Annotated in this window: 13 protein-coding genes and 1 pseudogene; 7 read left to right on the top strand and 7 right to left on the bottom strand. The window is 41.5% G+C overall.

The genetic code is table 11. From position 1 onward, the window contains the following. Positions 1-305, bottom strand: a 305-nt coding sequence (locus tag IQ229_RS03345; protein ID WP_194041275.1) for an SH3 domain-containing protein, incomplete at its 3' end; no start/stop codon positions are given. 436 nt (positions 306-741) lie between these two features. Between IQ229_RS03345 and IQ229_RS03340 the strand changes: the two genes are divergently transcribed. Together IQ229_RS03340 and IQ229_RS03335 are read left to right on the top strand one after the other, a co-directional pair. Beyond that, on the top strand, positions 742-2,928 hold the full coding sequence (locus IQ229_RS03340) for an ATP-binding protein (RefSeq protein WP_194041273.1): 2,187 nt from the start codon (positions 742-744) through the stop codon (positions 2,926-2,928). A 22-nt stretch (positions 2,929-2,950) separates the two neighbouring features. After that, positions 2,951-3,685, top strand: coding sequence for a class I SAM-dependent methyltransferase (locus IQ229_RS03335; protein ID WP_322743932.1), 735 nt, complete (start codon positions 2,951-2,953; stop codon positions 3,683-3,685). Positions 3,686-3,826: 141 nt separating this feature from the next. Here the strand turns inward: IQ229_RS03335 and IQ229_RS03330 are convergent, their stop codons facing one another. Next, entirely contained in the window at positions 3,827-4,624 is a 798-nt protein-coding gene (locus tag IQ229_RS03330; RefSeq protein WP_194041271.1) for a dienelactone hydrolase family protein, read from the bottom strand. A gap of 250 nt (positions 4,625-4,874) precedes the next feature. On the opposite strand from IQ229_RS03330, the gene IQ229_RS03325 reads away from it, so the two are divergent. Then, positions 4,875-5,414, top strand: coding sequence for a DUF2267 domain-containing protein (locus IQ229_RS03325; protein WP_194041269.1), 540 nt, complete (start codon positions 4,875-4,877; stop codon positions 5,412-5,414). 70 nt (positions 5,415-5,484) lie between these two features. Here IQ229_RS03325 and IQ229_RS03320 read toward each other — a convergent pair. Both IQ229_RS03320 and IQ229_RS03315 read right to left on the bottom strand, forming a co-directional pair. Continuing rightward, positions 5,485-5,592, bottom strand: a pseudogene (locus IQ229_RS03320) (element excision factor XisI family protein); the annotation flags it as partial. Positions 5,593-5,623: 31 nt separating this feature from the next. Further along, positions 5,624-5,809 carry a hypothetical protein gene (locus IQ229_RS03315; protein ID WP_194041267.1) on the bottom strand — a complete coding sequence of 62 codons (186 nt, stop codon included), beginning with the start codon at positions 5,807-5,809 and terminating at the stop codon, positions 5,624-5,626. A gap of 109 nt (positions 5,810-5,918) precedes the next feature. Between IQ229_RS03315 and IQ229_RS03310 the strand changes: the two genes are divergently transcribed. Together IQ229_RS03310 and IQ229_RS03305 are read left to right on the top strand one after the other, a co-directional pair. Continuing rightward, positions 5,919-6,386, top strand: coding sequence for a type II toxin-antitoxin system VapC family toxin (locus IQ229_RS03310; RefSeq protein WP_228013068.1), 468 nt, complete (start codon positions 5,919-5,921; stop codon positions 6,384-6,386). Beyond that, positions 6,373-6,573 (top strand): hypothetical protein, encoded by a 201-nt coding sequence (locus IQ229_RS03305; protein WP_190939051.1) that lies wholly within the window; start codon positions 6,373-6,375, stop codon positions 6,571-6,573. Before IQ229_RS03310 ends, IQ229_RS03305 begins: the two co-directional genes overlap by 14 nt. A gap of 366 nt (positions 6,574-6,939) precedes the next feature. Here IQ229_RS03305 and IQ229_RS03295 read toward each other — a convergent pair whose 3' ends face one another. The 3 genes from IQ229_RS03295 to IQ229_RS03285 all read right to left on the bottom strand — a co-directional run bounded on the left by IQ229_RS03295 (position 6,940) and on the right by IQ229_RS03285 (position 8,018). Beyond that, positions 6,940-7,260 (bottom strand): DUF5615 family PIN-like protein, encoded by a 321-nt coding sequence (locus tag IQ229_RS03295; RefSeq protein WP_194041263.1) that lies wholly within the window; start codon positions 7,258-7,260, stop codon positions 6,940-6,942. A 1-nt stretch (position 7,261) separates the two neighbouring features. Next, positions 7,262-7,480 (bottom strand): DUF433 domain-containing protein, encoded by a 219-nt coding sequence (locus tag IQ229_RS03290; protein ID WP_194041260.1) that lies wholly within the window; start codon positions 7,478-7,480, stop codon positions 7,262-7,264. 286 nt (positions 7,481-7,766) lie between these two features. Then, complete coding sequence (locus tag IQ229_RS03285) at positions 7,767-8,018, bottom strand: DUF433 domain-containing protein (RefSeq protein WP_194041277.1); 252 nt, start codon at positions 8,016-8,018, stop codon at positions 7,767-7,769. 182 nt (positions 8,019-8,200) lie between these two features. On the opposite strand from IQ229_RS03285, the gene IQ229_RS03280 reads away from it, so the two are divergent. Further along, entirely contained in the window at positions 8,201-8,488 is a 288-nt protein-coding gene (locus IQ229_RS03280) for a type II toxin-antitoxin system HigB family toxin (protein WP_194041258.1), read from the top strand. Further along, on the top strand, positions 8,488-8,721 hold the full coding sequence (locus IQ229_RS03275) for a hypothetical protein (protein ID WP_194041256.1): 234 nt from the start codon (positions 8,488-8,490) through the stop codon (positions 8,719-8,721). The genes IQ229_RS03280 and IQ229_RS03275 overlap by 1 nt, the downstream gene beginning before the upstream one ends. Positions 8,722-9,375 lie beyond the last annotated feature (654 nt).

The following is a 9,375-nucleotide window of genomic DNA, read 5'->3' as shown; positions in this document are numbered from 1 at the left end:
ATGCTCATCCCTGCTTCATAGAAAAATGCAGATTCTCCATTTATCTGAAGAATGGGAATTTCACCAATTTTAAGCACAGTCTTAATAGAAAATTTTGTGACTGGACTAAGGAATTTTTGAGCTACAAAACCCTCTAAAGTTTTTCCTTCAAGAATAGTTGCAACCTTCCACCACTTATCATTATCCGAATTTTTAATTTTAGATACAATACATCCTTTTGGAAGAACTGCTATTTGATTAGCTTCATTAACAATCGGTGCTGAACGTATATTCAAACTATCTGATGTTACTTGAAATCGCTGCATAAATTACTCCAAATTTAAAAGTTGAACTCATGAAACTACATTAAAAAACTAAATTTTGTGCTGATGCTATTGCTAATATCTAAAACATCTCAAACTCTGATTTTTTTGTGTCGCGCCAGCTACGACAATTGGGAGTCAGCCAATTGGGGGGACAATGCCTGATTTCTCTGTGGCGAAACAAGGCAAATACAAGAGAAGAAACCCCCGCAATGCACCCTATATCACTTACTAAATCGCTGGATTTAGATCCTTGACTTCTTACCGACACCCGGAGGGGAGAAGTTGGGGATCTGAACAGCAATTTTTGCTTAAGAAAGTACCATTCCACCCTAAAGCCGCCTTTGACTTGACAAAAAAATTTAAACAAAGGTGAGTATGTGAACATCTTGGGAACTATAGAAGCAAATCAAATCAGCACAACTTTCAACTTCCAGCAATGAAGATTCCCTATCTCGGTAAAGCTAAGGCATTCCCATTACAGATTGTTCTTATTGTTCCCTTCCTCATTCAAATTTTTGCAGCGGTCAGTTTAGTGGGTTACTTGTCCTTTAAAAATGGACAAAGAGCAGTTAACGACCTGGCAGGGCAGTTGATGGATCGTACCAGCGATGTAGTGGATGAACATTTGAAGTCTCATCTTTCCGTCCCGCAAACCCTTAATCAGATCAATGCAGATGCTATCCGCAGGGGAATATTAGATGTGCGCGATCGCCAAACCCTTGGCAAGTATTTCTGGGATCAGATGCAGGCGTATGACCTGACTTATATTGGTATCGGACTAACGACGGGTGAGGGGCTTGGAGTTGCTCGTTATGATGGCAAGACGATTACTATTGATGATTGGACTGCCAAGATTCCCAATAATACTTCCACATACGCCACAGATAATCAAGGTAATCGAACTCAGGTGAATGCTCGATGGACTTGGAACAATTTCAGCGAATCTTGGTATACCCAATCCATCGCCGCTGGCAAACCTATTTGGGGAAAGATTGTGACCATAAATACGCCAACAGGGCCCTACATTACTGCCTCTGCCAGTCGTCCAATTTATGATTCGCAAAATCGGTTGTTGGGAATGATTGCAACGGACATTCACCTGCTGAAACTCGGCGATTTTTTACGCAGTTTAGATGTTAGTCAGTCTGGGGAGGTATTCCTTTTAGAGCGGGATGGCACATTAGTCGCCAGTTCTGCTACAGAAAAGCCCTTTACCATCGTTAATCAAAATATTCAAAGATTGCGGGCGATCGACAGTTCCAATCCAATGATCCAGAACATTGCCAAACACCTCCAAACTTTCAACGGATTTGCTTCTATCACTAAAGACACAGATTTTCAGCTTGAAGTGCAAGGAAAACGCCATTTTATCGATGTTGTACCTTGGCGTGACAAGTATGGCTTAGATTGGCTAGTGGTAGTGAGTGTGCCAGAAAACGTATTCATGGCGCAAATTAATGCCAACACACATACCACGATCGCACTTTGTTTTGGCGCATTGTTGCTTGCCTCAGTGATGGGCGTGTTTACCTCTCATTGGATTGTACGCCCGATTCTACGCCTGAATTGGGCAAGTGAGGCAATGGCATCCGGCAATTTAGATCAGAAAGTAGAAACTAGCGGCATTCGAGAACTTAATACCCTATCCAAGTCTTTCAACCACATGGCAGGGCAATTGCACGAATCGTTTACTGCACTAGAGAAAAGCAAAGAAGAACTAGAAGAACGGGTAGAAGAACGCACTACTGAACTCAAAAATACATTAGGGGAATTGCAGCGCACTCAATCTCAAGTTATTCAAAGTGAAAAAATGTCTAGTCTGGGACAACTAGTGGCTGGAGTTGCACACGAAATTAATAATCCAGTTAACTTTATTCATGGCAACCTCGCCCATGTCCAGGAATATACTCAGGATTTATTATCACTTATGCAGTTGTATCAGCAATATAATCCCTATCCTGCTGCTGAAATTCAAACCGTTACTGAAGACATCGATCTGGAGTTCTTGCAGGAAGACTTGCCAAAAATGTTGTCTTCGATGAGAGTAGGTACCGATCGCATCCGTCAAATTGTTCTGTCGTTGCGGAATTTCTCTCGCATCGACGAAGCGGAATTTAAACGCGTTGATATTCATGAAGGCATCGACAGTACTTTGATGATTTTGCAGCACCGCCTCAAAGCTAAACCAGAACAACCTGAAATTGAGGTGATTAAAGACTATGGCATTGTACCCCTAGTAGAATGCTATGCCGGACAACTCAATCAGGTATTTATGAATATTTTAGTAAATGCGATTGATGCGTTAGAAGAAAATAATAGCAAGCTTACCTATCAGGAAATTAAGGAAAATCCCAGTCAACTTAAGATTCGCACATCGGTAGTTCATTCAACGTGGTTGGAAGTGGCGATCGCTGATAACGGAATTGGTATTTCTAAAGAATTTCAGCAACGAGTATTCGATCCCTTTTTCACCACCAAACCCATTGGCAAAGGAACCGGAATGGGTATGTCCATCAGCTATCAAATCATCACAGAAAAACATGGCGGTAAACTGGAGTGTTTCTCAACTCCTGGAAAAGGAACCGAGTTTATCATTCAGATTCCTCTCCAGCTAAACGTTTAATTTGGAATTACCAAGTTACCTAGTGACAATTACGGTAGTCAAGCTTTATAAATATTATGATACATCAGAGAGATGGTTGAAGTCAGTAGTTTTATTTATTAAGGAAACTATGCAGATAAATCAGGTGATTGAAACCTACGATCAAGGAGCAGTGGATTATGACGCGATTATGAAGCGTTACTGGCACATTGAGCGCCAACCTCTAATTGATTCTTTGCAGCTTCAGCCAGGACAAACCGTGCTAGATGCTGCGGTAGGAACAGGTCTTAATCTTTCAGCTTACCCGGAAGGGGTAAATGTTGTGGGTGTTGATCTTTCTGAAATGATGATGGATGAAGCACGTAAAAAGCGTGTATCCGCAGACATCACCTTCAAGGTATCGGATCTCTGCAACCTTGATTTTCCTGATAATAGCTTTGATGCAGCAGCGTCAGGATTTACCCTTTGTGTTGTTGAAGATCCAGTTCTTGCTCTTAAAGAAATCCTACGAGTTACCAAACCTGGAGCATTTATTGCCATTCTCGATTACTGTAAATCGCAAGACCCAGAGATTCAAAAATGGCAAGAGTTAATCGCTGATGGTACTTCACAGCTAGGCTTCCCCACTGGCAAAATTAAGTGGGATGCATTAATGGATTATGACGAATTGATTTACAACAGTAAGCTTCCAATTGAAGTGCTGGCGGACGATCGCACAGACAGTCCAAACCCGTTTTTATGTGGTTGTCAATTCCTGCTTAAAAACTCAAAAGCTTAAAGCCACCAGTATCGCAGTCTTGTAATTTTGTTTTGTAGTGAGGACTTTAGTCCTCGCTACGAGACGCTATACGAACAAAATTAGGACTAGAGTCCCGACTACGAACATTTTTAAAGGAAGATTGATTAGCTTGTAACCATATCACAAGTTATTTTTAAACAGTTCTAAAACATATTGCCAAGCATCAGGAGCAGCTTCAGGATTGTAGCTTGGGTGTTGTTCCATAAATGGGTACTTATCTTTGAACAATCCAGCAAAGAATCCATGTCCTGCATCGTATCGAAATATCCGATGCTTTATTTGATGTTTCTTTAATTCTGCCTCAATTTGTTCGCTTTCTTCCTGAGAAACTAATGTATCTCTTGTACCAAAAAATGCATAGATAGTACCTTGAATTTCCGAGGTACGATTAATGGTTGGAGTCTCTTCACCATAACTAGAAGTGGTAATTCCACCACCGTAGAATGAAGCTGTTGCTTTGATATCGGGTAAAGTTGCAGCGATGTAAGCAACATGACCGCCAAAACAGAAACCAATCACACCTATGGCATCATCTTTAACATTGGGTAAAGTTTTGAGATAAGTAATGGTAGCTTGAATATCGCTGAATATCTCTTGATACTTCACTTGTTGATAATATTCTAATCCAAGCCGATATGCTTCTGGACTAAAGCCAACATCTTCAGCGCTAAAATCAGCCTCAAAACCGGGAGCAATACGTTGATACATCGCCGGAGCGATCGCTACATAACCTTGTTTAGCGATTAATTCGGTGATATCTCGAATATTACTGTTGATTCCAAAAATTTCTGGAAAAACTATAATCGCGCCAAAAGTCCCGTTTTGTGCTGGTTGAGCTAAGTAAGCATCGATTTCTAAGTCATCGTTGGGTACTTTGACATAGGAGGTGTTAATTTCGATGTTTGTTGTTTCTAGCATCTTTGTTTCGGCTGATTTTATACCAACTCATTTATTTTGACTGGTTTTCGGCACAGACGGTCACAAACATTAGAAGTATTGCTCTCCTTACCTCAACCATGACTTTACAGCTATGAGCAGATCAGATGAATTTCTAACTTTTGAATAGATACCATCTCAAACTTCTGGAAGATTACAAGGGTTTTTGATTTGTGCGACCTTACATAAAGTAAGCATAAAGACTCAAAATTAATAACCAGAAGAAAAAACAATGCCAGATCAAAGTTTTAGAACAAATATTCCAGAAGTTGACCCAACAGAGATTGAAGATACTCGAACTGCGATCGCTGACGAACATCGCTCGTTCCTAGAAAAAGTTCAGGTAAAAGCCGGATTTGCAGATCCTTATGATGCAAGAGACTTTACCGAAGTTGTGTTTCGCGTTATGCGCGACTTAATGACAACAGAAGCTAGCGATCGCGTTGAGGCAGAACTGCATACAGAGGCTGTACCTACAGATGAAAAAGCACTCCAGTTTGAAGTATCCGATCTCTGGAGAGATAGCAATCCACTTGTGAGATTTTTGAGCCGGGTTCGTCCACCTTGGCAAGGCCCAGGCATCTTCAAGATTGATTCCGATCGCTTCCTGTTCCGAGTTGCTAATGAGGGCGGAAAGCCGGGAACAGTAGACCGAGAGCAAGCGGTTAAAGCAGTGTTTTCTGCCACTAAAGACGAACTTTCCGAAGAACGAATTCAGGAAATTGCTAGCTGGCTACCTGATTATGTACGTCAGCTTTGGGAACAAGCTTAATTAGAAGTATAAAAAAGTCAAGTCTGTTTGCGAGTAACGATCGCAAACAGGCTTTTTAATTTAAATAGGTTTAGCCTACAGCAAACTCTGTATACTGCCTTACATAAGGTGCATGATATGCTATCACAATATCTTGCTTAGGCACTCCCTCGCTCACAAGTTGATCTGCGATGTCTACGACGGGCTATGACGCTCCTGCGTCGCTAACGCTACGCTATCGGCGATCGCACTATCTCGTAAATTAGTTTTATTAACACGCAAGCATCGGGATTTGGGCAAAGTTCCCGGATTATTAATTGAGGATTGGACGGTTTAATGCGTAGGCGCAGCCCGTCGTAGACATCGCCTAGTTTGTTGCCGAGTGAGGGCGACACCGAATAGCCCGTCGCAGACATCGCTTAGGTAGTTAATAAAGACGATAATATTGGAGTATCAGGCATTGGCAAAGATGGTCAAGCCGTTCATTTATGTCACTCCTTACCGCAATGAAGCCAAAAGTTTACATTGAAACCTCCATTCCCAGTTTTTATTACGAGGCACGTACTGAACCCTGATATGGTGGCGCGGCGGGACTGGACACGGGAATGGTGGAGCTATGCAAGTGACAACTATGTGCTTGTAACTAGTCTTGCAGTGTTGGATGAACTCAATCGAGGTAACTTTCCTGGAAAGAGCGAGGCGATAAAACTGATTAGTGGCTTGTTATTTGTCCCGATTGAATCTGTGGTTGCTGAAATCGTTGAAGTGTATATTCAGCAACAACTGATGCCCAAAGTTCCACTTGGAGATGCACTACATCTTGCCCTAGCTTCCTATCATAAATGTGATTTTCTCTTAACTTGGAATTGTCGTCATTTGGCAAATGCCAATAAGTTTGGGCATATCCGACGGCTGAACGTTATGCTGGGGTTGTACGTTCCAACGCTAGTTACGCCGTTAGAGTTGATAGGAGCGCAAAATGACGAAGAATGATGAGGCAATTAGCCAAATACGTAAAATTCGCCATATTATATCTCTAGAGAATGGACACAACCCCCAGAAGTTGGTGAATTACTATATTCAACTTCAGAAAGAATATCCCCACCTTATACAGTACAAAGAGCAGCAGACAAAAGTTCTAGAATCCCCAACACAACAAGGTATTGAAGCCGAAGCATAGAAGCGATCGCTTAAGTTTACATTATCTGCGGGGAATGATAGGGAATGTTACTGCGATGTCTACGACGGGCTATGACGCTCCTGCGTCGCTAATGCTACGCTATCAGCGATCGCACTACCTCGTAAATTAGTTTTATTAACGCGCAATCATCGGGATTTGGGCAAAGTACCCGGATTGTTAATTGAAGATTGGACAGCTTGATGCGTAGGCGCAGCCCGTCGTAGACATCGCCTAGTTTATTGTCGAGTGAGGACGTAGGCGTAGCCCGTCGCAGACATCGCTAATGGAATTTATTGGTGTTTTAATTTAAAACTACGAAACTGAACGCATTCCAAACTTGAAGGTCAGAACTACTAAGCTCTATTTTTACAAACTGACTACTATGGCTTGTCCTTTAACTGCCGTGGCTAAAGTAGCTAAAACCTTGGGTACTAAAGGTTTCATATCTATCAAACGGTTAGATTGTGCTTGTAAAACAATTATCGCAATATCGAACTGTGGTAGATTTTGTTGAAATGACAAGTTGCGATCGACAGTGATAAAAACATCAAAGTCAGCTTCTGCAAGGGCAAGAAGTTGACCATTCTTTACTCCTGCCCATCCCATTTGAGGAACAGTTTTTACCTCATAGCCAACAAATTCCCTCGCTAGTTTGCGGTCAATACACTCATCCAACAAGAGTTTCATGCTATGCTACCATGCTAGCAAACTGCTTTCCAGCCTCCTCAAGTAAGGCGATAACTTGCTCTTTGGTAACAGTCGGAAATCCATCCAAAAAGTCGTCGATAGATTCGCCTGCCTTGAGATAATCTAGAAGCGTCTGCACGGGAACCCTAGTTCCAGCAAAAACTATAGCCCCGCCCATAATTTCAGGAGATGCGCTAATAATTGGGGAGTCTTTAAGCATAAGTCTTTGATCTCCAGTTTCATATCTAATAGTTTATCAATTCTCATGAGATATGACGGCTCAAGCGTACCTTAAGCATATTTAGGTTTGATACACTCCACCTCGCTTTTGCTAATTGCACCTCAGTAATTTTGTCGAATAAAAGCGTAGGCGTTCGCGTAGCGTCTCGTAGAGAAGCCCGTCGCAGACATCGAAGGGTCTACTTCTTATGAATCTCACACACAATCCCTCAAAAAGAAAGCCTTAGTACCGAGCTTGCGACTCAAATTTTGATCAAAAAGCAGCTTCAAAGACCACCTGCCGTTCGCGTAACGTTTGGTAGAGAGGCAACTAAACGATGTTCACGGTCAGCAGCAAACTCTAGACTTGCCCTAATATCTTCTTCTGTTAATTCAGGGAAGTCGTCTAATATCTCTCCATGAGACATACCAGCTGCTAACCAGCCGAGAACATCGTACACGGTGATTCGCATCCTTCTAATACAAGGCTTACCACCTCGCTTATCCGGCTCAATTGTAATAATATCGTGATAGCTCATGGTGATTATAAACTGCATAGCATCTTTCTAAGTCTAGAACAGCTTTACATCGTGCTGCAACGAGGCGATCGCAACAACAGTCTACTTCTTTTACTGCGATGTCACAGATAATTCATTTAAGATTAGCACTGGGAGGTGAGTTATATGGATGACAGAATTATTAAGACATCAGGGGTTTTTAAATGCACGTTATTACTCGTAAACGGCTGAATGAATTTGCTAAACTTTATCCAGATACAAATAACGCCTTGGCTCAGTGGTATCGATTGATCAAGGGAAATGAGTTTACCTCATTTGTGGAACTTCGTGAAATGTTTCCCTTCGCAGATCAAGTTGGTAAATTGACAGTGTTTAATATTGGTGGTAACAAAGTTCGACTCATTGCCGCAATTCATTACAACCGCCAAAAGGTCTACATTCGGGCTGTGTTAACGCATTCAGAATATGATGAAGGAAAGTGGAAGGAATAATGCAAAGCTTAAACCTAGATCAAACCATTACTGCTTGGTCATCTATTGCGGAAAACGTCTTTGTTCCTCACACAGAAGAGGAATATGAACGCTTAGTTGAGATCCTTGATTGTCTCATCGATCAGGTTGGTGAAGACGAGACGCATCCACTCGCGTCTTTAATGGAAGTTATTGGTGTTTTAATTGAAAACTACGAAACTGAACATATTCCTGAGTTAGAGGTGATCGCTTAACTTCACCCAGTATGAATATACAATGATGTGTTGTCGAGTGAGAGCGATCGCAACAACAGTCTACTTCTTTTACTATGATCGCACTATCTCGTAAATTAGTTTTATTAACGCGCAATCATCGGGATTTGGGCAAATTACCGAGATTGTTAATTGAGGTAGTAACAGTTTAATGCGTAGGCGCAGCCCGTCGTAGACATTGCCTAGTTTATTGCCGAGTCAGGGCGATCGCAGTGATGAGTAACCAACAATGTCAAAAGATCAGAGGTAGAAGTTTGCTGATTTACTTAGGCGTTGTTTGAGCGAATTTTATTCACAAAATTTACGCATACTCTAAGTAAGGATTGTTATACCGAAAATATGTATAACATGTAGTTAACCAGCTTCGTTTCTGAGTGAGGTCAATGGTTAGAGGTTATGTGCTAATGTTCAGCACCTAGTTGTGATGAAGTTAAGGGTTAGTATAGTTTCGACATTGGGAGTAAAGCAATTGGCACTTTGTATTTTAGGTAATTTAGAATGACTAACTCATCAAATCCTCAAAATAATGAGGATACCGAAGTGTCCGAAGCGCAGTTTGAAAAAAAATGAACCAGTCAAATGGTTTGATAGCGATTCTCAGCCTGATGAGACATATTCAATCAATGAGTATGAAAT

The sequence above is a fragment of the Nostoc cf. edaphicum LEGE 07299 genome (genome assembly GCF_015207245.1).
GTDB lineage: Bacteria > Cyanobacteriota > Cyanobacteriia > Cyanobacteriales > Nostocaceae > Nostoc > Nostoc edaphicum_B.
This window is presented reverse-complemented; position numbering and strand designations above follow the sequence as displayed.

Excerpts from the sequence above, each read along its gene's own strand:
- IQ229_RS03315 (WP_194041267.1), bottom strand. The coding sequence starts at position 5,809 with ATGTCTGCGACGGGCTATTCGGTGTCGCCCTCACTCGGCAACAAACTA.
- IQ229_RS03295 (WP_194041263.1), bottom strand. The coding sequence starts at position 7,260 with ATGAAACTCTTGTTGGATGAGTGTATTGACCGCAAACTAGCGAGGGAA.
- IQ229_RS03285 (WP_194041277.1), bottom strand. The coding sequence starts at position 8,018 with ATGAGCTATCACGATATTATTACAATTGAGCCGGATAAGCGAGGTGGT.
- IQ229_RS03275 (WP_194041256.1), top strand. The coding sequence starts at position 8,488 with ATGCAAAGCTTAAACCTAGATCAAACCATTACTGCTTGGTCATCTATT.
- IQ229_RS03330 (WP_194041271.1), bottom strand. The coding sequence starts at position 4,624 with ATGCTAGAAACAACAAACATCGAAATTAACACCTCCTATGTCAAAGTA.
- IQ229_RS03280 (WP_194041258.1), top strand. The coding sequence starts at position 8,201 with ATGCACGTTATTACTCGTAAACGGCTGAATGAATTTGCTAAACTTTAT.
- IQ229_RS03340 (WP_194041273.1), top strand. The coding sequence starts at position 742 with ATGAAGATTCCCTATCTCGGTAAAGCTAAGGCATTCCCATTACAGATT.
- IQ229_RS03290 (WP_194041260.1), bottom strand. The coding sequence starts at position 7,480 with ATGCTTAAAGACTCCCCAATTATTAGCGCATCTCCTGAAATTATGGGC.
- IQ229_RS03305 (WP_190939051.1), top strand. The coding sequence starts at position 6,373 with ATGACGAAGAATGATGAGGCAATTAGCCAAATACGTAAAATTCGCCAT.
- IQ229_RS03325 (WP_194041269.1), top strand. The coding sequence starts at position 4,875 with ATGCCAGATCAAAGTTTTAGAACAAATATTCCAGAAGTTGACCCAACA.